Annotated in this window: 16 protein-coding genes and 1 pseudogene; 6 read left to right on the top strand and 11 right to left on the bottom strand. The window is 66.4% G+C overall.

What is annotated here, in order from left to right; all coding sequences use genetic code 11:
• Positions 1-86: 86 nt before the first annotated feature.
• Positions 87-2077, bottom strand: a pseudogene (locus E1742_RS01890) (bifunctional 2',3'-cyclic-nucleotide 2'-phosphodiesterase/3'-nucleotidase).
• A 132-nt stretch (positions 2078-2209) separates the two neighbouring features.
• Here E1742_RS01890 and prfB point away from each other — a divergent pair.
• From prfB to lysS, 3 genes are all read left to right on the top strand, one after another.
• Positions 2210-3314 (top strand): peptide chain release factor 2 gene (gene prfB / locus E1742_RS01885; protein ID WP_134383214.1). Its coding sequence is split into 2 segments (ribosomal slippage): positions 2210-2290 and positions 2292-3314, totalling 1104 coding nucleotides; the frame shifts between segments, so codons are not numbered across the junction.
• Positions 3315-4025, top strand: a complete 711-nt coding sequence (locus E1742_RS01880) for an HAD family hydrolase (protein WP_134383212.1) — start codon at positions 3315-3317, stop codon at positions 4023-4025.
• A 2-nt stretch (positions 4026-4027) separates the two neighbouring features.
• Entirely contained in the window at positions 4028-5557 is a 1530-nt protein-coding gene (gene lysS, locus E1742_RS01875; RefSeq protein ID WP_134383210.1) for a lysine--tRNA ligase, read from the top strand.
• A gap of 70 nt (positions 5558-5627) precedes the next feature.
• Here lysS and E1742_RS01870 read toward each other — a convergent pair whose 3' ends face one another.
• From E1742_RS01870 to ppnN, 5 genes are all read right to left on the bottom strand, one after another.
• The gene (locus tag E1742_RS01870) at positions 5628-6746 is read right to left on the bottom strand and encodes a PEP-CTERM sorting domain-containing protein (RefSeq protein ID WP_134383208.1); all 1119 of its coding nucleotides are present in this window, start codon (positions 6744-6746) and stop codon (positions 5628-5630) included.
• A gap of 200 nt (positions 6747-6946) precedes the next feature.
• Entirely contained in the window at positions 6947-7243 is a 297-nt protein-coding gene (locus E1742_RS01865; protein WP_134383206.1) for a hypothetical protein, read from the bottom strand.
• A gap of 116 nt (positions 7244-7359) precedes the next feature.
• The gene (locus tag E1742_RS26035) at positions 7360-7509 is read right to left on the bottom strand and encodes a hypothetical protein (protein ID WP_166793386.1); all 150 of its coding nucleotides are present in this window, start codon (positions 7507-7509) and stop codon (positions 7360-7362) included.
• A 31-nt stretch (positions 7510-7540) separates the two neighbouring features.
• On the bottom strand, positions 7541-8047 hold the full coding sequence (locus E1742_RS01860) for an SLATT domain-containing protein (RefSeq protein ID WP_134383204.1): 507 nt from the start codon (positions 8045-8047) through the stop codon (positions 7541-7543).
• A gap of 9 nt (positions 8048-8056) precedes the next feature.
• Positions 8057-9430: a nucleotide 5'-monophosphate nucleosidase PpnN gene (ppnN, locus tag E1742_RS01855; RefSeq protein WP_134383202.1), complete on the bottom strand. Its 1374-nt coding sequence runs from the start codon at positions 9428-9430 to the stop codon at positions 8057-8059.
• Between the two features lie 205 nt (positions 9431-9635).
• Here ppnN and E1742_RS01850 point away from each other — a divergent pair, with 205 nt between their 5' ends.
• A complete protein-coding gene (locus tag E1742_RS01850; RefSeq protein WP_134383200.1) occupies positions 9636-11141 on the top strand; it encodes a peptide MFS transporter in 1506 nt (501 codons plus the stop codon).
• 56 nt (positions 11142-11197) lie between these two features.
• Here E1742_RS01850 and E1742_RS01845 read toward each other — a convergent pair whose 3' ends face one another.
• Together E1742_RS01845 and glpD are read right to left on the bottom strand one after the other, a co-directional pair.
• Positions 11198-12397: an ISL3 family transposase gene (locus tag E1742_RS01845; RefSeq protein ID WP_371860220.1), complete on the bottom strand. Its 1200-nt coding sequence runs from the start codon at positions 12395-12397 to the stop codon at positions 11198-11200.
• A gap of 150 nt (positions 12398-12547) precedes the next feature.
• Positions 12548-14080, bottom strand: coding sequence for a glycerol-3-phosphate dehydrogenase (glpD, locus tag E1742_RS01840; protein ID WP_134383196.1), 1533 nt, complete (start codon positions 14078-14080; stop codon positions 12548-12550).
• 185 nt (positions 14081-14265) lie between these two features.
• Between glpD and E1742_RS01835 the strand changes: the two genes are divergently transcribed.
• Both E1742_RS01835 and E1742_RS01830 read left to right on the top strand, forming a co-directional pair.
• Entirely contained in the window at positions 14266-16680 is a 2415-nt protein-coding gene (locus E1742_RS01835) for a penicillin-binding protein 1A (protein ID WP_229466437.1), read from the top strand.
• A gap of 250 nt (positions 16681-16930) precedes the next feature.
• On the top strand, positions 16931-17803 hold the full coding sequence (locus E1742_RS01830; RefSeq protein ID WP_206076724.1) for a PP2C family protein-serine/threonine phosphatase: 873 nt from the start codon (positions 16931-16933) through the stop codon (positions 17801-17803).
• Here E1742_RS01830 and tagF read toward each other — a convergent pair.
• The 3 genes from tagF to E1742_RS01815 are packed head-to-tail and all read right to left on the bottom strand — an operon-like array spanning position 17772 to position 23325.
• Positions 17772-18473, bottom strand: a complete 702-nt coding sequence (tagF, locus tag E1742_RS01825; protein WP_206076723.1) for a type VI secretion system-associated protein TagF — start codon at positions 18471-18473, stop codon at positions 17772-17774. The genes E1742_RS01830 and tagF overlap by 32 nt on opposite strands.
• On the bottom strand, positions 18470-22021 hold the full coding sequence (gene tssM / locus E1742_RS01820) for a type VI secretion system membrane subunit TssM (RefSeq protein WP_134383192.1): 3552 nt from the start codon (positions 22019-22021) through the stop codon (positions 18470-18472). Before tssM ends, tagF begins: the two co-directional genes overlap by 4 nt.
• Complete coding sequence (locus E1742_RS01815) at positions 22018-23325, bottom strand: DotU family type VI secretion system protein (protein ID WP_134383190.1); 1308 nt, start codon at positions 23323-23325, stop codon at positions 22018-22020. The genes tssM and E1742_RS01815 overlap by 4 nt, the downstream gene beginning before the upstream one ends.
• Between the last annotated feature and the right edge of the window lie 2 nt (positions 23326-23327).

Raw genomic sequence — 23327 nt, 5'->3', positions numbered from 1 at the left:
ACTGGCGCCTCGCCAGGATCGCGGCGGTGCCGATAACCTGTTGCAGCGTCATCGCGTGGCCAACGACCCGACTCCGCACCGGTCGCTTACGGCGCCAGATCGATCGCATACACGGCCAGCCCCCTCCCGGCTCCGTCGTCCGCGCGCAGTTCGCGCACGCCGGCCAGCCCGGCCGCCAGCGCGGCCTTCCCGGGGCGGAATGAAACACGACCGGTCCTGCCGTGCGCACCGGGGCGAAGTGCCAGCTGCGCGCACTGCCGTTGACTGCGCGGCGCAACTCCTTGTGCCGCTTGATGTAAGCGATCAGCACGTCGCGGTTGTTGTCCGGCGCGGCGACGACGATATTGCCGCCATCGAGCCCAGGAAACCCGCCACCGCCGGCGGCGCGGTAGTTGTTCGTCGCGACGAGGAACGCTTGCGTGGACGGGACTGGCTTGCCCTCGAAGCGCAGGTTGACGATGCGCCGCCCCACGGGTTGCGTGACGTCGATCTCGTACCGCAGCCGGGCATCGGTCGGCATGTCGAAATTGAAGCCGGCGAATGACGCATTGACCAGCTCCTGCTCGTCCTGGCGCCGCGGATCGATCGTATTGAACCGCCCGGCCGCCTTTTCCAGCCAGGCTTTCAGGCCGGCGCCATCCACCTTCACGCCGGACAGCGAGTTCGGATACAGGTACAGGTCGGCCGCGTTGTTCAGCGCGATGCTGCCGGGGGCGACGTCGGTGAAATCGGTGGCGCCGCTTGACCCCGTCTTGAACGGCGACGCCACCGACAGCACCGGCAACGCGGCGTACTGCGGCAGGTTGGCCTTGACGTAGGCGCCCAGGTAGTCGGCCTGCGCCTGATTGACGACCTGGATGGCACTGACGTCGCCCACGTCGGCGAAGTAGGTCGACATGCGGAAGTCCGTGCTGCCGATGGGTGTCCTGACGTAGGTGATGGTTGCTGCGTGTTCGGCCGCAATCAGCTGCGGCACCGTCGTGTCGGCGGCCCCCGCGTCAATGGAGCGCGCCTCGACCGTCGTGCGCTCCCTGTCGACGATCCACTTGCCGCCATCGTGCTTCAGTTGCAGTGCGATGACGCCCAGCTGCTTGCCCCAAAGCCCGGCCATTACCGTCGGCACCCCATGCACGGTGCCCCTCACCTTGTCGACGCCGGGCAGGTTGAACTGCGCCGCCTTGCTGGCCGCGTTCGGGAAGACCTGGTGCGAGTGGCCGATCAGCAGCGCATCGACACCGGGCACGCGGGCGATCTGCCAGCTGCCGTTCTCCAGTGCCGGCGTGTACGGGCTGTCATCCAGGCCGCCATGCGAAATCGCCACGACCAGGTCCGCGCCCTGCGCGCGCATCTCGGGAACATAGCGCTCGGCCGCTTCGCGCACGCCGATCGTCGTCACCTTGCCTTCCAGGTGGCGCTTGTCCCATGTGAGGATCGCGGGCGGCGTGAAGCCGATGATGCCGACCTTGATGCCGGCCTGCGCCGGCTTGCCGTCCGGGCCCGTCACGGCGATCTTGCGCTCGAGGATCGCATAGGGCCGGAACAACGGCTTGCCCGACTTGACGCTGATGACGTTTGCCAGCACCAGAGGGAAGCGCGGCCCCGCGCAGCCGCTGCGTTCCGGATCGACGCCTTCGACGTCGAAGCGGCTGCCCGTGACCTGGTTCAGGTATGCCAGTCCGTAGTTGAAATCGTGGTTGCCGATGCCGCCGCCGTCATAGCCCAGCGCATTGAACACCTTGTAGATGCCCAGCGTCTCGCTGCACGGCAGCGGCGCGACAACCGCCTGGTAGTCGCTGAGTGCCGTACCCTGGATGGTGTCGCCATTGTCCAGCAGGAGCGTGTTGGCATACTGCGCCCGCGCGGCCCGGATCAGCGCCGCCGTGCGTTCCAGCCCCAGGGTCGGGTCGGGCGACAGCTTGTAATAGTCATAGCTGGCCACGTTGCCGTGCAGGTCCGTGGTTTCCAGCAGCGCCAGCGTGGCGGTCGTGCCGGGCCTGGTTGCCAGGGGGCTTGCCGGTGGCAGCGCGGCGCAGCCGGCAAGCAGCAGGGGAAGGCCCAGCAGGCGGAGGTTTTTCATGGCAGGCGGCGAAAAAGACGGGACGGGCGCCATCATACGCACCCCGCCTGGCGGCAGCAAGACGGCCCGCGCCGGCGCGGCTCGTAGAGTATAATCCGAGGTTTGATCGCACTCTACAGAGAACTAAAAATCATGGAAGCCGAACGCATTAACGCCCTCTCCGCCCAGCTCGCAGATCTGACGACCCGCGAAGCCGAACTTCGGAGGTATCTTTGACTTCGATAAGAAGTCGGAGAAACTGGAACAGCTGAACGCCGAGCTGGAAGACGCGGCGGTCTGGAACGATCCCAAGAAGGCCCAGGAAATGGGCCGCGAGAAGAAGGCCCTGGAGGCCATCGTCGACACGCTGACGAAGGCGCAGAGCGACCTCGCGGACATGGCCGAGCTGTTCGAGATGGGCAAGGAAGAAGGCGACGACGAGACGCTGGAATCGGTCATCGGCGACACGGCGGAAATCCAGAAAGTCATCGAAGGCCTGGAATTCCGCCGCATGTTCAACAACCCGATGGACCCGAACAACTGCTTCATCGACATCCAGGCCGGCGCCGGCGGGACCGAGGCGCAGGACTGGGCATCGATGCTGCTGCGCCAGTACGTGCGCTACTGCGAACGCAAGGGCTTCAAGGTCGAAGTCATGGAACAGTCCGATGGCGAGGTTGCCGGCATCAAGACGGCCACGATCAAGGTCGAGGGCGACTACGCCTACGGCCACCTGCGCACTGAAACGGGCGTGCACCGCCTGGTGCGCAAGTCGCCGTTCGACAGCGCCAACGGCCGCCACACGTCGTTTACGTCGCTGTTCGTCTATCCGGAAGTGGATGACTCGATCGAGATCGAGATCAACCCGGCCGACCTGCGCATCGATACCTACCGCGCGTCCGGCGCCGGCGGTCAGCACATCAACAAGACCGACTCCGCCGTCCGCCTGACGCACGCGCCGTCGGGCATCGTCGTGCAGTGCCAGAATGACCGTTCGCAGCACCGCAACAAGGCCGAGGCGATGGAGATGCTGAAGGCGAAGCTGTACGAAGCCGAGCTGCGCAAGCGCATGAGCGAGCAGCAGAAGCTCGAAGACTCGAAGACGGACGTGGGCTGGGGCCACCAGATCCGCTCCTATGTGCTGGACCAGTCCCGCATCAAGGACCTGCGGACCGGCTTCGAAACGGGCAATACGAAAAACGTGCTGGACGGCGATCTGGACGACTTCATTGCCGCCTCGCTGAAACAGGGTGTATAAATGACGGCAACCATCAAGGCTGGCGGGCGTGCTTTCATCTTCGACATGGACGGCACCATTGTCGACAATATGGCGTTCCATACGAAATCCTGGCTGGCGTTCTTCGAGCGCCGCGGCCAGGCGATCGATGGCGACGAGTTCTTCCGCGCCACCGCGGGCCGCCAGGGCCATGAAATCATGCGCACCTACCTGGGCGAGCACCTGACGAAGGAAGACACGGCGCTGCTGGACGCGGAGAAGGAAGAGCTGTACCGCGAGCTGTACGCCCCGCATCTTGAAACGGTGGCCGGCTTCGAGCAGTTCATCGCCGCCGCCCAGGAGGCAGACGTGCGACTGGCCGTGGCCACCGCCGCGCCGCCCGCCAACATCGTCTTCACGCTCGACGGCCTCGACCTGCGCCGTCACTTCGACGCCGTCGTGGGCGCAGCCGACGTGGCCCGCGGCAAACCGAATCCGGACGTATTCCTGCTGGCCGCCGAGCGCTGCGGCGTGCCGCCCGAGCACTGCATCGTGTTCGAGGATGCGCCGCTGGGCGTGGAAGCGGCCCGTCGCGCCGGCATGCGCGCCGTCGTGCTGACGACGACGTTGCCGGCCGAGGCGTTCGCCGAATTCGACAACGTCATCCTCGTCGCGCGCGACTTCACCGAACTCAATATAGACGCGCTGTTCGCCAGCGGCGCCGTCGCCACCTCCCCTACTGAAGCAGAATAATCATGACTACGGAAACCCAAGACCAGGCGCCAGGCCAGGACGACAACAAGATCATCGCCGAACGCCGTGCCAAGCTGGCGGCAATCCGCGATAAAGGCGTCGCCTTCCCCAACGACTTCCGCCCCGAGCACAAGGCGGCCGACCTGCACCTGCAGTACGGCGACAAGTCGCGCGAGGACCTGGAAGCCAACCCCGTCTCCGTGGTCCTGGCGGGCCGCATGATGTTGAAACGCGAAGCCGGCAAGAAGGCCGCCTTCGCGACCTTGCAGGATTCGTCGGGCGTCAGGTGCGACGGCCGCATCCAGATCTACGTTACGCTGGACGTCACGGGCGAGGAGTCGATGGAAGCGTTCCGCACGTTCGACCTGGGCGACATCGTCGGCGTCGTCGGCACGCTGTTCAAGACCAAGACGGACGAACTGACCATCAAGGTGTCCGAGCTGCGCCTGATCACCAAGTCGCTGCGCCCCCTGCCGGACAAATTCCACGGCCTGGCCGACCAGGAAACCAGGTACCGCCAGCGCTACGTGGACCTGATCATGAGCGAGGAAACGCGCCGCACGTTCAAGGCCCGTACCGCCGCCATCGCCTCGATCCGCCGCTTCATGCAGGACAACGAGTTCATGGAAGTGGAAACGCCGATGCTGCACACGATCCCGGGCGGCGCGGCGGCCAAGCCGTTCATCACGCACCACAACGCGCTGGACATGCAGATGTTCCTGCGCATTGCGCCGGAGCTGTACCTGAAGCGCCTTGTCGTCGGCGGGTTCGACCGCGTGTTCGAGATCAACCGCAACTTCCGTAACGAAGGCGTGTCGATCCGACACAACCCCGAATTCACGATGATGGAGTTCTATGCGGCCTACACGGACTACCAGTGGATCATGAACTTCACGGAAGCCGTGATCCGCCAGGCGGCGACCGACGCCCACGGTTCGGCCGTGCTGACGTACGGCGGCCGCGAGCTGGACCTGTCCAAGCCGTTCCACCGTCTGACGATCGTCGGCGCCATCAACAAGTTCGCGCCGCACTACACGGACGCGCAGCTGAACGATGCGGAATTCATCAAGGCGGAACTGAAGAAGTTCGGCGTCAAGCCGCACGCCCACTCGGGCCTGGGCGCGCTGCAACTGGCGCTGTTCGAGGAAACGGCGGAAGCGCAGCTGTGGGAGCCGACGTTCATCATCGACTACCCGGAGGAAGTCTCGCCGCTGGCACGCGCATCGGACACGCGTAAAGGCATCACGGAGCGCTTCGAGCTGTTCATGGTCGGCCGCGAGATCGCCAACGGCTTCTCGGAGCTGAACGACGCGGAAGACCAGTCGGCCCGGTTCCTGGCCCAGGTGGCCGCGAAAGAAGCCGGGGACGACGAAGCGATGTACTACGATGCCGACTACATCCGCGCGCTGGAATACGGCATGCCGCCGGCCGGCGGCTGCGGCATCGGCATCGACCGCCTGATCATGCTGCTGACGGATTCGCCGAACATCCGCGACGTGCTGCTGTTCCCGCACCTGCGCAAGGAAGACTGACCGGTCGAAAGACCGATCGAACGAAAAAAAGCGCGGCATCCGCCGCGCTTTTTTACGCCCGCTTGCTGCGTCACCCCCCGATGTCGCGCCGGCGCCGCATCCATGCCATCACGCCAAGGCCCGCCATCAGCATTGCATAGGTGCCCGGTTCGGGCACCGGCAGCAGCACTGGCGGCTCGTCCGGCGTCAGCACCGCAAACACATATTCGCCGTCCGGGCGGCGCACTTCCGCGACGATCTGTCCCATGTCGTTCAGGTCGTACACCCTCAGCACCGACCAGCCTTCCTCGTGCAGCAGCTCGTCGAGCATCGTGATCGTGCCGTCGACGCGAATCCACGCGCGATGCTCGCCGATGGAACCGGAATCGCCGATCAGTTCGCCTGCGTTGTTCAGATCAATGGCCCGGGCGCCCTTGCCGGGCAGGGAGATATGCTCCACCTGGCCGTTCATCATCAGCCAGGAACCGTCGCCACCCAACCCGAGCCACTCCGTGCCTGCGATCCAGCCAGCGTCGTTGATCGCGACCGGCACCGTGTTGTGCTCGCCCACGTTCAGGTTGCGCATCGTGCCGTTCTCGTAGATGAACGAGGCGCCGCCCCAGCCTTCGTTGCCGCTCCAGCCGACGATGGCGCCGCGGTTGTTGATCCCGGTAGCCATGCTTTCGTAATGGCCGGGGAGCGTACCGAGCACAGTGGGGGTGCCATCGCTATAGATAACCGCGCGATTTATACCGTCGCACGTGCCCCATCCGCCACAGTACACCCCGTCGGCGGCGCCGCCGACGGCCACGCCAGCGTTGTTGATCGCGGTGACGTAGTTCAGGCCCTCCGGCGCGGTCAAGGGCAATTGCGCCGTCACGCCGTTCCTGATCGTGTAAGCCATGTAGACAAACCCTGCCCCCATGGATGTCGGCGCATTGAATGTGATGGTACCGTTGTTGCCGATAGCAGCGTTCTCCACGCCGCCATACGACGACTCGGCGGCCAGCTTGCCGCCGATATAGGACAGCACCCCGGCGCCTCCCTGCCCAACGAGATCGCCGCCATTGTTGATGCCCTCCCATCGCGCGGTCCGGTCGCCCGGCGTGAGGGTGGACAGGTCGGTAATGGTGTAACGGCCTTGCGCCTGCGCACTGGCGCAGGCAAGTCCGAGACCCAGCAGCATTGCATACAGCGGTTTCATTGTCATAGTGCGTTCCTTCGTGTTGACGCCGTGAAGTCGGCCGGTAAAGTGGGGTCCAGGTCCGCGCGGCGCGGCCAGGGCGCGCTCATCATAAACGAATTTACGCAGTATGTGATAATAATGATAACTTTCATCCCGCTAGTTGCGGAACGCCCTGCGGCGCGGCCCGCAACTCGTGGCCGCCGTTCGGCGTGCAATGCCGTGTCTCAGCGCAAAAACCAGCTGCGCCTGGGGATTGGGGTGCGTCGCGCCACGCACAGGCCAGGCGCCACGAGGCGTGCGGCCTCCAGGATGCCGACGGCCGTCCCGCTATCCGGCACCTGTACGCCGGGCTGGAACACCTCGTTGGGATCGTCGTCATGGTGCAGCCGTGCGACGGCCGCCGCCGGCAGGCCGATCGAGCGTCCGTCCGCGCGCAACACCAGGACGCGGCGCGCGGCACTGTCGACCGTCGGCGGCCCCGTCTCGACCCTGCGCGCCAGGTCGGCCACGGGTACCAGCACACCGCTGCATTGACGACGCCTGCGCGACGCAGGCGACATCGGCCCCGACGCTCACGCTGCCGATGGTGACAAGCGCAAGGCGCCGCAGCGTCGCCGGCACGTTCGGGCACGTCATATCAGCCGGCCGTCGCCGCGCTTTGCAGGTCGCTCAGCAGGGACGCCACGCTGCGCGTGCCAACGCCTTGCGCCTCGGCCACGTAACCTCGCGCGCGCAGGAAGTTCCTGTCTGCCGCCAGCACATTGACGCGCAGGCCGAATTCGATCACGGCCTGCGAACGGCCCGGTGCACAATGGCGCTCAGCCGGCGCCGGCTTCCTCGCGCATCACCTTCAGCACGTGCGCATGCACGGCACTGGAGACAGCGGGCGCTTCCTGCCCCAGCCGGTCCAGCTTGTCGCGCAGCACGTTGATGTAGTTCGGTTCGTGTGCAGCGGTGCCCCCGGCATGCATCGATTCCAGCTCTCGCCGGATGGCCCCGTAGCGGGCGCCGAACGTCTTGTGCTTTTCCGCCCGTTCGGCAAATTTGAAGAACGTCTGCAGGCTGGACAGGATCGCGGCGACGACGCTGAGCGCGCCGACGATGAGTTTCGCTTCGACCGACACCACTTCGGCGGCAATGGACGCGAACACGGACGTGCCGACAATGCCTGAAATGACGATCACCGGCACGCCCAGCCAATAGCTGCGCCGCTCCAGCATCGTCGCCATCTGGTAGTGGCCCAGCTGCGACTCCCTGGCGCGGCGCAGCCACGCCAGGATCAGCTCATCGGGATTGCCCGGCGGATGATAGTGCGGTTCGACCACGGTCCGTGCTTAACCCTTGACCACGCGGTAGCACGGCGTGTATGCCTTGCCCGGCAGTTTCATGCGGCTTTGCGCGACGAACGATGCCAGCAGCCCGTCCATCGGCTCCATGATCTCCAGGTCGCCGTGGATCTCGAAGTGGCCGTGCTGTTCGATGGCGCGGATGCCCTCGTCCTTGACGTTGCCCGCGACGACGCCGGAAAAGGCGCGTCGCAGGTTGGCCGCCAGCAGATGCACGGGCTGGTTCTTGTGCAGCTTCAGGTTGCGCATGTTCTCGTGCGTGGGCGCGAACGGGCGCTGGAATTCCTGGTCGATCTTCAGGGCCCAGTTGAAGTAGTAGGCATCGCTGCGGCCCTTGCGGTACTCGCGCACCTGTTTGATCCCCTCCTGCATCTCGCGCGCGACCGCTTCCGGGTCGTCGACGATGATCTTGTAGCGCCCCTGCGCCGCCTCGCCCAGCGTGGTGCCGAGGAACTCGTTGATCTGCACGAAGTAGTCGCGCGACGATTCCGGGCCCGTGAAGATCAGCGGGAACGGGATGTCCGCGTTATCCGGATGCAGCAGGATGCCCAGGATGTACAGGATCTCCTCGGCCGTGCCGGCGCCGCCGGGGAACACGATGATGCCGTGGCCCGTGCGCACGAATGCCTCGAGGCGTTTTTCGATGTCCGGCATGATGACCAGGTCGTTGACGATCGGGTTCGGCGATTCGGCGGCGATGATGCCCGGCTCCGTGATGCCCAGGTAGCGGCCATTGACAAAGCGCTGCTTGGCGTGGCCGATGGTGGCACCCTTCATCGGGCCCTTCATCGCGCCCGGACCGCAGCCCGTGCAGATGTCCAGGCCCCGCAGGCCCAGCTGGTAGCCCACTTCTTTCGAGTAATTGTATTCGGCGCGATTGATCGAATGGCCGCCCCAGCAGACGACCAGGTTCGGATTCAGTTGCGGACGCAGGATATTGGCATTGCGCAGGATGTGGAATACGGCGTCCGTGATACCTTCGGTGGACGCCAGGTCGAACTTGGGATTGCCTGTTACCTCGTTGCTGACAAACACGATATCGCGCAGCACGGCGAACAGGTGTTCGTGGATGCCCTTGATCATCTTGCCGTCGACGAAAGCGATGGCGGGCGCGCCCTTGATCTCCAGCTTGATGCCGCGTTCGCGCTGGATGATGTTGATCTCGAACGATTTGTAGCGCTCCAGCAATTCCTTGCCATCGTCGATGGTGCTGCCGCAGTTCAGGACCGCGAGCGCGCAGTTGCGGAACATATTATAGAGGCCGCCCTTGCCGGAATCGAGCAGCTTGTTGACCTCCGCCTTGGACAAGACCTCAAGTTTGCCCTCTGGTGAAATCAGTGTATCGACAAAGCCTTGTTCCATGGTGCATGAATCCTTATTCAGTTGCCGCCGTGCTCGTCAATGGAGCCGGACGAACCGTCAATATACGACATCCCGCCGCACTCTGGCGGGCAAACAGTGTTGCAATACTTGCAAATCTACCACATTGCTGCGGTGCACCACCTGAAATGATCGACAATCGGGCCCGGTACATTACAATGGCGACTTTTTTTCAGGAGGTATCCGCATGAGCGGTGCAACCAACGCGGCGCGAGAAACGGCGATCCCGGAATTCCGCCAGATCATGGGACATCCGGCCCCACTCTGGATGTTGTTCATGACCGAATTCTGGGAACGCTTCGCGTTCTACGGCATTCGCTGGGCCCTTGTGCTCTATATCGTCGCGCAGTTTCACGGCGGCGCCGCGTCCGGCGAGGCCGACGCGAACCTCACCTACGGTTCCTACCTGGCGCTGGTGTATGCGGCGGCGCTGTTCGGCGGCTACGTGGCCGACCGCGTGCTGGGGTACCAGCGTTCCATCCTGATCGGCGCCACCTTCATGGCGGCCGGCCTGTTCATGATCGCCTACCCCGATCCGACCGTCTTCAAGCTGGGCCTGGCCACGATCATCACGGGTAACGGCCTGTTCAAACCCAACATCTCGACGATGGTCGGCAAGCTGTATTCCGCCGCCGACACGCGCCGCGATTCCGGCTTCACGATCTTCTACATGGGCATCAACGGCGGCGCCTTCATCGCCCCGATCCTGACGCAGTACCTGGCGCAGTACGTGTTCAACACGGGCGATACGCCGGCCTACAAGATCGTCTTTATCGCCTCCGGCGTCGGCATGCTGATCAGCCTTGTGTGGTTCTTCTTCGGCCGCCAGGGTCTCAAGGGCATCGGCAGTCCCGAAGCGGAAGCGGGCAGCATGGCGCGCGTGGTGTACGTGATCGTCGGCGCCTTCGTCGTCATCCCCATCGTGTTCGCGCTGCTGGCCGTCGGTGCCCAGCAACTGCAGGTCGTGCTGACGGTGCTGTTCATCCTGCTGGCCATCATGCTGATCGTCGAGGGCTTCCGCAACGGCCCCGTCGCGCGCGACAAGGTGTTCGCGATGCTGATCATCTTCGCCTTCAACATCCTGTTCTGGATGTTCTTCGAACAGGCCGGCAGCTCGTTCACCTTCCTGGCCGAGAACATCGTCAACCGCGATTTCGGCGGCTGGATCTTCCCGACGGCCTGGTTCCAGAGCGTGAACTCGATCGCCATCATCACGTGCGCGCCGATCATTGCCGCCACGTGGATCTGGCTGGCGCGGCGCAATGCCGACCCGTCGATCCCGCGCAAATTCGGCCTGGGCCTGATCTTCAACGGCGTCGCGTTCGCGCTGCTGATGTTCGCGCTGTCGTCGCTGGTGTCCGGCGAAGGCAAGATCCCGTTCTGGACGCTGTTCATGGTCTACGTGATCCAGTCCATCGGTGAGCTGTGCCTGTCGCCGATCGGCCTGTCGATGGTGACGAAGCTCGCTCCCGTGCGCCTGGTCGGGCTGGGCATGGGCGGCTGGTTCCTGTCCACCGGTATCGGCAACAACCTCTCCGGCATCTTCGCCTCGCACGTCAGTGGCGAATCGGGCATGTCGGTGGCGTCCGCGCTGTCCGGCTACACGTTCGGCTTCTGGTCGCTCGTGGGTGGCGGCATCGTGCTGTTCCTGGTTGCACCGCTGATCCAGAAGCTGATGCACGGCGTGAAGTGATTCACACGGTAATGCAATGAAAAAAGGGCGGCCGGCTGGCCGCCCTTTTTTTTGGTTCATCGCACTTTACCGGGGAACGCGTCCTTGATTTTCAGGAAGAAGTACGCGGAGTCGCGGAACCCATAGGCCATACGCTTGATCACTTTGATGCGGTTGTTGACGCCTTCGAGGGTAGATGAACTCATCGGGTAGATGGCTGAAGCGAGGATGCCCCGTCGGTATTTAGCCAGGCGTTTGGCAAATTGGATCAAGGGGGCGATCTGGCTGTCCAGGGCAAGCCTCAGCCAGGATTTCCAGCGGCGGGCACCTTCCCTGACTGTTGGCGCGTACCAGATTTCCTTCAGCTCGGTCTTCAGCAGATAGACCGTTGACAATGGCTTATTGGCAGCAAGCAGTTCTTCGAGCTTGATCGCCTGTTCACTTTTGAGGTTGTCACGGTTACGCAGCAAAAGCCAGCGACTGCGTTTGATGACCTGTCGGGCCTTAGGCTCTGCCCGCAGCGTATTGGCCTGATCGACCCGGACTCGATCAACGACTTCCCGGCCAAAGCGCGTCACAACATGAAACAAGTCGTAGACCACCTCGGCATTCGGGCATTGCGCCCGCACCTCGAGATCCATAGCGCTATTCATATCCATCGCGACGGCTTCAATCCGCTGGCAGCCTTCGGGCCCTAGCTTCTCGAAGAACGGCCGTATTGCTTCCCGGCTGTTGCCTTCCCCGACCCATAGCACTTTCATGCGTTCGGCATCGAGTGCGACGGTGGCATAGCGATGGCCCTTGTGCAAGGCGAATTCGTCCATGACCAGGCGCCGAACATCGTTCGCCGAGAAGTCGCCATGCAAGCGCTGCAGCCGCTGATGATCAATGTCCTTGATGGTATGCCAGTGCAGTCCCGTCAGCCGAGCCACATGCGCTATGGGCAGTAGCTGCGCCAAGGCCTCAACCCACACGCGAACACGATGTGTGATGCGTGCGCGCCGGTCAAGCCACGAGATATGCTCAGTGACGCGGGCATTGCAGTGATGGCAGTCCAGCCGCCGGATCGGCAAATCAAGCCATACCCGTCTGTCCAGGCAGTCGTGGTCGCGCACCTTGCGTCTGCGCCGCTCATGGACCAGCGAGCAGGGCCGCCGACATGCCCCGCACTGGGGCTCGCTTGCAGGGCACGTATCGAGAATGATCAGCAGGGCCCCGTCCTCAAGGTCTTCGACGGAACGAACAATATGGCCTTCCCAAAACGGGAGAGACGACATAGCATTGAGCATGGCGGTGGTTTGAAAGATTGACTTGTTTGGCGACTATCAATCTACCAACTTCAAACCTCCGCCGCCACCTCCTGCTTAGATCGTCAAGCCCGTCTTTCCCCGTATTCCGCGTAGAACCTTTTTTTTTAGTGGTCATGTTCAGCTGACCAGGGGCGGACGTGCCTCCAGCCAGCGCTGCAGCACCGCCGTTGCGCCGGCCCCCAGATGCAATCCCAGCTTCGTCCGGCGCCACAGGATATCCTCGGCCGTCTGCGCCCACTCGTGCTGGCGCAGGTACGCCACCTCCGCCTCGAACAATCCGGGCAGGATCTCCTCTCCCATCGCGTCAATGTCCGTACGGCCGCGCAGCAGCGTGTGAATCCGCGTGCCATAGGCGCGCGCGTAGCGGCGCACGAGCGCCGGGTCAAGGAAGGCGTAATGCACCTGCATGCTGGAACTCCAGCAGTCGAATTCAAGCACGGAACGGTCCTGTGGCTGCGCGCCGAACAGGTCGCCGCCCGGCAGGCAGGCATCGGCCGTCCATGCCGGCGCGGGCCGACCCAGCTTGCGGCACAGCAGGTCGCCCGCCTCCTCGGCCAGCCTGCGGTAGGTCGCCAGCTTGCCGCCGAAGACAGACAGCAGCGGCGCGCCCGCATCGTCCAGCGCCAGCCGGTAGTCGCGTGCTGCGGCGTCGCGCCCGGCGTTGTCGGACACCGGCCGCACGCCCGCGTGGCTCCATACCACGTCGGATGGCGTTACCGGCGTGCGCAGATACGCGCTGGCCGCATCGCACAAGTATGCAATTTCCGTCGCACCAACGGCTGCGTCGGCGGGATCGCCCGCGTACGGCACCTCATCCGTGCCGATCAGAGTGAATTCGCGCTCATACGGTACGGCGAAGACGGTGCGGCCGTCGCGGTGCCGGAACAGGTAGGCGTGGTCGTGCTCGAACAGGCGGCGCACGACGATATGGCTCCCCTTCACAAGACGCAGCCGCTCGGGATTGGGCCGGTCCAGCGCCGCCAGCAGTGCGGCCGTCCATGGGCCCGCGGCGTTGACGATGCTGCGGGCCTTGATGGTTTTCTCCTTGCCGTCGGGCCGGCGCAGCGTCGCGTGCCAGAGGTCGCCCTCGCGCCGCGCCCCCGTGCATGCGGTACGCGTCAGCACATAGGCGCCCTTCTGCGCCGCGTCCATCGCGTTCAGCACGACCAGCCGGCTGTCGTCGACCCACCCGTCCGAATTGACCGACGCCTGCTGGCAGCGCGGTTGCAACGCCCGCCCCGCCGGATGGCACGACAGGCGCACGCCATGCGACCCCGCCAGCAACTGGCGCCGTGCCAGGCGGTCAAACAGGAACAACCCGGCGCGCACCAGCGACGCGGCGCCCTGGCCCGGCTCCTGCGGCATAATGAAGGGCAACGGCACGACGAGGTGCGGCGCCGCGCGCATCAGCACCTCCCGCTCGGCCAGTGCCTTGCGCAGCAGCGCGAACTCGGCATACCCGGCTTGGCGCAGTTCGCCGTGGAGCAGTTTCGAGGACGCGGACGGGCCATGCGAGGCCAGGTCGTCCCGTTCGCACAGCACGACGCACAGGCCACGCCCTGCCGCGTCGCGGGCGATGCCCGCACCGTGGATGCCGCCGCCGACGACCAGCACGTCGCAATCGACGTCGCGGCCGCCGCATGCCCGCATTCCCTGTTCCGCCACTCCGTCCACCGCTGCCATCTGTCCCACCCCGGCCAAAAAAAAATTCTATCAAGATACGACAATTACAGAGTCTTACGCAAGAGCGCCAACCGTCCGCTGGAGACCGGCCACGACAAACCGTGCACGTCGCTGGTCTATAATGGCCCGGTTTTGCAACCGCGAGAACACCATTGAAGACTACCGCTGCCTGGATTAACCGCCGCAACGCGCTGCGCGCCCTGTTGTTCCTCGGCGTCGCCGGCCTGCTGGCCGCGATTGCGCTGCTGGCCTACCTGTTCCTGATCGTCAAACCGCGCCTGCCCTCGCTGGAAGCCGTCACCGACTACAAGCCGAAGATCCCCTTGCGCATCTACACGGCCGACAATGTGCTGATCGGCGAATTCGGCGAGGAGCACCGCGACTTCGTGCCGATCGCGCAGATTCCGGACATGATGAAGAAGGCGGTGCTGGCCATCGAGGATACCCGCTTCTACGAACATGACGGCATCGACTGGATCCGCATGATGGGCGCGATGAAGGCCAACCTCACCGGCGGCTTCCGCCAGGGCGGCTCGACCATCTCGATGCAGGTCGCGCGCAACTTCTTCCTGACGCGCGAGAAGATCCTGTCGCGCAAGCTCAACGAGGTCATGCTGACCTACAAGATCGAGGACGCCCTGGCCAAGGACGAAATCCTCGAGCTGTACATGAATCAGATCTACCTGGGCCAGCGCTCGTTCGGTTTCGCGGCCGCCGCGCAGACCTATTTCGGCAAGTCGCTCAAGGAAGTGTCGGTCGCCGAGATGGCGATGCTGGCCGGCTTGCCGAAAAATCCCGCGCGCCATAACCCCGTTGTCAACTTCAAGCGGGCCAAGGCACGCCAGGAAGTGGTGCTGCGCCGCCTGCTGGACCTGGAGTACATCACGCAGGAGCAATACGACAAGGCGGTGAAGGAAACCATCCGCGTCAACCATCGCGGCCAGGAATTCGATACGCACGCCGAGTACGTGGCGGAGCTGGCACGCCAGGCGGCAGTGGCCGAATTCAACGAGGAAGCCTACACGCGCGGCATCGTCGTGCGCACCACCATCGTCAGCGCCGACCAGAACGCGGCCTATGAATCGGTGCGCCGCAACGTCATCGCCTACGACCAGCGCCACGGCTACCGCGGCCCGGAAGCGTTCATCACGCTGCCGGAAGACGGCGAGGAGCGCGACGAAGCCATCGACGACGCGCTGGGCAAGCGCCCCACGAGCGACGGCCTGATTCCCGCCGTCGTGCTCGAAGCCGGCGCGAAGGAAGTGCGCGCCGAAACGGCCGATGGCGAGGACATCGTCATCAAGGGCGACGGACTGAAACTGGCGGCCGGCGCGCTGTCGTCCAAGGCGAAGGAATCGATCCGGCTGCGTCCGGGCGCCATTATCCGTGTGGCGAAAGACGCAAAAGAGCGCTGGTCCGTCACGCAGGTGCCGCAGGTGGCCGCGGCGTTCGTCGCCATCGATTCCGTCACGGGCGCGTATCACGCGATGGTCGGCGGCTTCGACTACAACCTGCAGAAGTTCAACCACGTGACGCAGGCATGGCGCCAGCCCGGCTCGTCGCTGAAACCGTTCGTCTACTCGGCCGCCGTCGAAAAGGGTTATTCGCCGGGCACGCTGATCAACGACGTGCCGATCGAACTGCCGGGCGGCGCCAACGGCGAGCCATGGCGTCCGCAGAACGACGACTTCAAGTTCGACGGCCCGATCCCGATGCGCGAAGCGCTGTCGAAATCGAAGAACGTGCCGTCGGTACGCATCCTGAATGCCGTCACGGTTCCCTATGCGCACGAGTTCCTGGGCCGCTTCGGCTTCGACCTGACACGCCATCCGACCAATCTGACGATGGCGCTCGGTACGGGCGCCGTCACGCCGCAGCAGCTGGCCGGCGCGTACTCGGTATTCGCCAACGGCGGCTACAAGGTGCAGCCTTACCTGATCGCCCGCATCGAGGATGCGACCGGCAAGGTGCTGAAGGCAACTCCGGCGCCGGGCAGGCTGGATGAAGCCAGCCGTGTGCTCGACGCGCGCAACGCGTTCATCGTCGACAGCATGCTGCGCGACGTGACCCGCAGCGGCACGGGTGCCACGGCAACCCAGCGCATCGGCCGCAACGACCTGGCCGGCAAGACCGGCACGACCAACGACGCGGTGGATGGCTGGTTCGGCGGCTACGGCGGCGGTATCGTGGCCGTGGCGTGGATGGGCTACGACGAACCGAAATCGCTGGGCGGCCGCGAGTTCGGCTCGTCGCTGGCGCTGCCGATCTGGATCGACTACATGAAGGTGGCGCTGGCCAGGCGCCCCGTCGTCGAACGTCCGGTGCCGGAAGGCGTCGTGCAGATGGACGGCGACTGGGTCTACGAGGAGTACGCCAACGATCCGACCGTCAAGGGCATCGACCTGAACGAAGCAGTGCCCGAAGGCGTCGTGCCCGCCGACGCACCGCCGGGTACATCCCCGGCCGCGCCGCCGGTCGTGCCTGTGACACCGGGCGCGCCGGCGTCCAATATCGTGCCGGTGCCGCCAACGGCGGCGCCACGGCTGCCGCCGCCACCGGGCGACTGACGCCTGCCTGCCCGCCTGTCTGCCCCCTACGTGCCGCCGGCTCCGCGCCGGCGCACCTTCCTGTCCTGCTCGCGCATACTGGCGCACACGTCGACGGTACGCGTCTTCTCCTGCCCCAGCCGCGCCGAAGCACGGGCCCGGTCGTCGTCGCCCGTGGCGGTTTCGTTATGCGTTGCCCCTGGCCCGTGCTAGCATGCGCTTGCAGCGTCGCTGCGCAACTTCAGGACCGTTGTCCACCGCAGGAGACACTTTGGCCAGCTGGAAGCCGCTATCGCCGTCGCAGTATTTCACCCTGGGCCTGGGGGTGGCGTTCGGCGTCACCGATACCGGCCTGCTGCGCGAGTCGAACCAGGACAATTTCTTCATTTCGCCGGAGCTGGGGTTGCTGGCGGTGGCCGACGGCATGGGCGGCCATGACGCCGGCGAAATCGCCAGTACCGACGCCATCGAACTGCTGTGCGGCTATCTGGCCGCGGCCGGCCGCGCGCCTGCGCCCGACCGCGACGGGGACGCCACCTTGCCGGTCTTTCGTGCCAGCGACTTCGATCCCGCCAGCCTCGACCCCGACGCCACGTGGACGGATGCGACGATGAAGGCGATGATCGCGTTGCACGACGCCGTGGAATTCGCCAACGAGCGGATGTACCTGACCAACGTGGCGCAAGCCCGGCCGGACGGCACGGGCATGGGTACGACGCTGACGGGCATGTGGCAGCCGGCGCCCGGCGGCCCCGTCTTCCTGTTCCACGTCGGCGACAGCCGCCTGTACCTGTACCGCGACGGCCGGCTGACGCAGCTGACGCGCGACCAGACCCTGTACCAGGAGGCGCTTGAACGCGGCAGGCCCGGGCCCCTGCCCGCGCGCAACCTGCTGCTGCAGGCGCTGGGGCCCGCGGCCGACATCAGGCCGGACCTGTCGATCCATGCGACGGCACCGGGCGACGTCTATCTGCTGTGCAGCGACGGCCTGTATGGCGATTCCTCCGAGGAGAATATCGCCGCCATCGTCGGCCAGGCCCGCGCCGACAACCTGGACGCCTGCTGCGCCCGGCTGGTGGCAATGGCGCAGCGCGACGGGGGACGGGACAATATCACGGCGGTGCTGGTACGCTGCCCGGGCTGACCGGCGCGCCGCCCAGCATCTCCGCAAACGCCGCTGGCGCAGGCAGCCCCCGGCACAGCAGCGCGCATGGCTGCACCGCCTCGGAGCCGTCCGTCCACCACAGGCTGTGCCCATGCAGCGCAGCGCCCAGCAACTGCGGCAGCGCTGCCGCCAGTTCGTCCAGGCTGCCCAGCTGCAGCCAGTAGCCCGCGGCGCCATGCGCTCCCGCTGCCGCGCTCAATCCGTCCAGGGCCGGCGCCAGCGCCAGCAGCGCGGCGTCGAACGCTTCCAGGCTGAAGCCCTCGTCCAGCGACGACAGTGCCAGCGCCTCCACCCTTTCGTACCAACCTTGGCCGGAGGCGAGCCATTCCGCCAACGCGGGACCGTCCGCGATGGGGCCAAGCACCGTCAACGGAAAGTGACGCCCTACCCGGTCGACGCTGGGCATCAGCACGCCGGCCCATGCGCCGCCATCGACCACGCCGCCGGCCAGCGCAAAGCGCCACACGGGGCTGGTGAGATAGGTCTCCATCCACGCGCGACCCAGCCCTTGGCGGCTGCCCTGCAGCGCCGTCTGCAGCCAGGCATCCCACATCGCCTGCGGCCCCGCCGGCAGGCGCCGCGCGACGAAGTCGCCGTGCGTCATGACTTTGCCGAAGAAGCCTGGCGCGCCATCGTCCCCGTCGCTCACAGTCCCTCCAGGCAGCGGAAGCCATCGGTGCCGTCGCGCCGGAAGGGGTTGTTGACGCTGCTGGCTACCAGCTCGTAGATCATCCTGCGTCCTTCCAGGTCGAAGGTCAGCTTGTAGCGCTCCGGCTGTTGCGGGCTCGGTTCGACGACGGCTTTGTCCAGCATGCGGAACCAAGCCCACGGCCCTTCCGTGCGCAGTTCCAGCGTCGACGGCGGCGCCACGTCGAAGCGCACCGCGTTGACGTTCTTGCCGCTGGGGAGCTGGAACGACACGCCGGTCAACGGGGCCTTGGGAGCGAAGGCCAGCACCTGGCCGTCGATATCCAGCGCCACCCGCGTCAGCGCCGCATCGGCCGCGACGGGGCGCAGGTCGAAGCGGATCGACGGCTGCCGTCCGCCGGCGCCGAAGTAGCGGTCGCGGATGGTGGCGGCGCGCTGGAACTGCGCCAGCACCTCCGCATCGATGCCCAGTTCGACGTTGTTGACAATGCGCCAGCGCCACTGCGGGGCCGACATGTCCACGTACGCCAGCAGATACTTCTGGAAGAAGTCGTCCATCATGCCGCCGGGCGCGAAGAAACGGCCGAAGTCCTCGGGCAGCGCATCCTGTGCGGATGCGCGGACGACGGGGTAGCGGCCGGCGATGGCGCCGCGGCAGAACGGCGCAGGGCCGGCCTGCCAAAGCGCATTGATGCGCTCGCGCTCCGTGCCAAGGGTCAGCGCATTGCCAGCGCCCTCGACCTCCCTCACCAGTGCCGCCAGCGGCGCCGGCAGGTCGGCCCCGACGGGCCGCAGCCTGGCCAGCGAATCCGCCGGCGGTGGCGGCTGGCCCGCGGCACGCGCCGCATTGGCCGCGTCCAGGTAGACAGCGACGTCCTTCAGCTGCGCCAGCACCGTCTCCAGGGGGGCCGGCGTACCTGCCGCGCCGGCCACCAGCATCCGGTGCAGCGGCGCGAAGTGCGCATCGACAGGATTCATCGGCCGGGCCGTCGGCGCCGGCGCCGCGGCGCCACCGCCCAGCGCGGACGCAAGACGCTTGCGCGCCGCGTCGCCCAGCCCCTTCACCTTTGCGCCCGCCGCATCGAGCGCCGACGGTGGCGCGGCCTGCTTCTCCAGCGCGGTCTGGAAGGCCACGGCCTGCAGGTAGCGACGCAGCGGTGAATTGGCACCGCTGGCCAGCGCCAGTACGCGCGCCGCCCCATCGAGGCTGTCGAACGGTACCAGCACGACATCGGCCAGCAAGCCATCCCATTGGCGGATGTAGTCGTCGTAATACAGTTCCTGGACCGAAGCCTTCATCTGCGCGGCCGCCGCCAGTCCGTCCACGGCCTCGCGCCGGTCCAGCACCCAGCTGTCGCGCACGATGTCGGCGATACCGGCGTCGATCGCCGCCATGAAGCGCTTGTAGCCTGCCACCGTGTACAGCCCCGACACGCCGCGCGTCAACGGCTGGCCGCTCTGGCGCTTCAGCACTACCGGCGCATCGCGTCCTGCCGCAGCGGCCACGTCGAAGTCGGGCGGTGCGGCAGTCATGAGGTCGCGTTGCAGGCGGCGATACACCCGCTCGCCCAGCGGCGCTGCCGCCAGCAGCAGGCGGGTACGCTCGATCAGCGCCGTGTCCAGCTGGGGCGGCGCATCCAGTGCATACGATTCATCCAGCAGCGCCGCGACATGGTCGGCCAGTTCCGAGCGTTGCGGCTCGCTGGCGGCGGCCAGGTTGCGCTGCCAGTCCAGGTCGAGCCACGCGCCGACGGCCTGCGCATCCAGATGGTTCGGCTGGCCCAGCATCAGGTAGACGCGCAGCAGTTCGTACAGGTAGTCCGGGCTGTTGGCGTTACCGCGGCGCAGCTGGGTTTCCATCCGCGTCATCAAACGCGGCAGCAGCGCCGCCCGCAGGAAGCGCTGGTAGGCGCGCACTGCGCCGTCGCCCAGCTTGGCGCCCTGGTACAGGCCGAGGCCCATCAGCAGCGGCACGTCCGTCGCGCGGTCACGGTATCCCCCCGGCACGTCGCGCGAAGCGTTCAACAGCGGCAGCGTGACGAGCGGCGACAGATCGTCCGGCACTGCCCGCGCCAGCCGATCGATCTCCGCCGCCCGTGCCGCGACGTCGGCCACGTAGCCGGCGTTGTGCACGTAGCTCGTCGCCAGGCCGGCGGTGGCCAGCAGCAGCGCCAGTGCGGCGGCGCCGATGGCGGCCCATTGCAGCCGGCCCCGGTTGCGCTCGATCGCCAGGTTCGACCCCGCCAGCCCCTGCTCGGCGAAGATCACGTCGCGCAAGAGCCGGGTGAGGAAATAGCTGCGGCCCGTGGCGATTGCGGGCGGCAGCACCTTGCGATCGAGGCCGAAGCTGGCCGCCAGCGCGGCCATCACGCGGTCGATCGGGCTGCCTTCCTGCGTGCCGCTGGTGAAGTAGACGCCGCGCAGCAGCGCCGCCTGTTCGTATCCCGTGGTGTCGAATACATCGTCCAGGAATGCCTGCAACGGCGCCTCGACGGCGGCGAACTGCTGGGGGAAGTTGTAGATCAGCGCGCGCCGCTGCACGTCGCGCTCGCCCTGCATGCGCTCGAACAGGGGCGCCTGCAGCTGCGCCGCCAGCGCCGCGAACTCGGCCGGGAAGCTTTTCAGGCCCGCATCCGGCGCGTCGCCCGCCTGGTGCGCGAACGTCACCCCCCACACCTGCATGCGCTCCTCGCGGGTCAGCCCGTCAAAATACTCGACGAATCCGGCCAGCAGGTCGCACTTCGTCACGACCGCATACACGGGAAAACGCACGCCCAGTTCGTTGTGCAGCTCCTGGATGCGGGCGCGCACCGTGCGCGCCTGGGCGCGGCGCGCCGCGTCGTCCCGCTCCAGCAGGTCGGCGACGGACAGCGCGACGATAACGCCATCGACGGGGCGCCGCCGGCGCTGGCGCCGCAGCAGCCGCAGGAAGCCCAGCCACGCGGCGTTGTCCATTTCCGCGTGACTGTCCTGCGTCGTATAGCGCCCCGCCGTGTCGAGCAGCACGGCTTCGTCCGTGAACCACCAGTCGCAGTTGCGCGTGCCGCCCACACCCTGTACGGGGCCGCGGCCGTGCGTGTCGGCCAGCGGGAATTTCAGCCCCGAGTGCACCAGCGCGGTGGTCTTGCCCGTCCCGGGCGCGCCGACAAACAGGTACCACGGCAGGCCATATAGCCCACCCGGTTTGCGCGCTTTGCGCAACGTTGCCAGCGCTTCCTGGAAGCGTTGCGACAGCAACGCCACCTCGACGCTGTTTTCGCTGCTCTTGCTATGTTCCGGCTGCGTGGTGGCCGCCTTTGCGTCGGCCGAGACGGCACGCGCCAAGCGCCGCTCCGCCAGCCGCAGCGCCAGCTTCTTCCAGCCGAACCAGCCCGCCCACGCCAGCAGCAGGACGGCAATGATGATCCAGCGCGCCCGGTCGGTGGCGAACGGCTCGGCGCCGTCGAACGCCAGCAGCGGCGCCTCGAACCAGACGACGAGCGACAGCACCAGGACGCCGAGCAGCGAGAAGACGGCGGGCTTCACCAGCCAGTGCAGCAGGCGCTTCATGGCGCGGCCCGGAGCGACGAAGGGGGTGGCGTCAGCACCACGATGACGACGCGCCGGTTGCGCGCCCGGTTCGCCGCCGAGTCGTTGCGCACCAGCGGCTCGGTCTCACCCCGGCCTTCCACGCTGTAGCGGGCGGCCGGCCCGGCGCGCTCGGCAAGCAGCCGCACCACGGTGGCGGCTCGGGCTTTCGACAGCGCCCAGTTGGACGGGAAGCGCGCCGACGCGCTCGGAACGTCGTCCGTATGGCCGATGACGATGGCCTTGCCCGGCACGGGTCGCAGCGCGTCGCCGATGCGTGCCAGCAGCGGCTCGAACTGGGCGCGAACCTCGGCGCTGCCGGAGGCGAACACGCCGTCGCCATGCAGGACAATGGTGGAACGGTCCGGCGTTTCCGTGACGCTGACGAGGCCCCGTTCGATTTCCGGCGCCAGGAAGCGCGCCACGCGCACGGGCGGAATGACCGGAGGTGCCGCCGGCACCGGACCGGCCAGCCGGATGCGGTTCAGCGCCGCATAGACGGGGTCGGACTGGCGGTTCAGCAGGAACGACAGCGCCAGTTGCACGGCCACGAGCAGCAGCAGCGCGGCAAACGCGATCAGCCACAGCGGCACGAAACGCGCCAGCCCGGGCCGTTTTTCCGTGGACGGCTGCCAGTGCGGCGAGAGTTCCGGTTCCACCGTACCGCGCTCACGGCGGATCAGCTGCTGCAGGCGCTCGCGCAACGTCTCAAGCTGGGCCCGACCGTTGTCGATGACGCGGTAGCGCCCCTCCAGTCCCAGCGCCAGGCACAGGTACATCAATTCCAGCAGGTGCAGATTGGCGGCCGGGTCGCCACTGAGCTTTTGGAGCAACTGGAAGAACTTCTCGCCGCCAAACGCTTCGTTGTGAAATGCCACCAGCAGGCTGCGGCTGGCCCAGACACCGCCGCCGCCCCACGGCGTCGCCGATATCGTCTCGTCCAGGAAGGTGCACAGCGAGTAGCGTGCCACGGCCACCGATTCCGGGCTGTAGCCGGCGGTTCGTGCCAGCGCCTCGAACTGGCGGATGGCAGTGACCAGCTGGCTGCGCAGGCCGGCCACGTCCGGGTGGCTGACCATGATCCGCAACGGCACCACGAGATCCAGCAACGGAGTGGCCGCCGCCACCAGCGGGTTGACGCCGCCCGCCGCGACCGGCGGTAGCGGCATTGGCGCCGGCGGCGCGACCGCGTCGGCTGGCGTTTCGGACGCCGGCGCGGCCGGGCGCCGTCCCGGTCGCGGGACCAGGATCGTGCGTTCACCGCCCTGCTGGCCGTCGTCCGCCATCG

The sequence above is a fragment of the Pseudoduganella plicata genome, assembly GCF_004421005.1.
Taxonomy (GTDB): Bacteria; Pseudomonadota; Gammaproteobacteria; order Burkholderiales; family Burkholderiaceae_D; genus Rugamonas; species Rugamonas plicata.
This window is presented reverse-complemented; position numbering and strand designations above follow the sequence as displayed.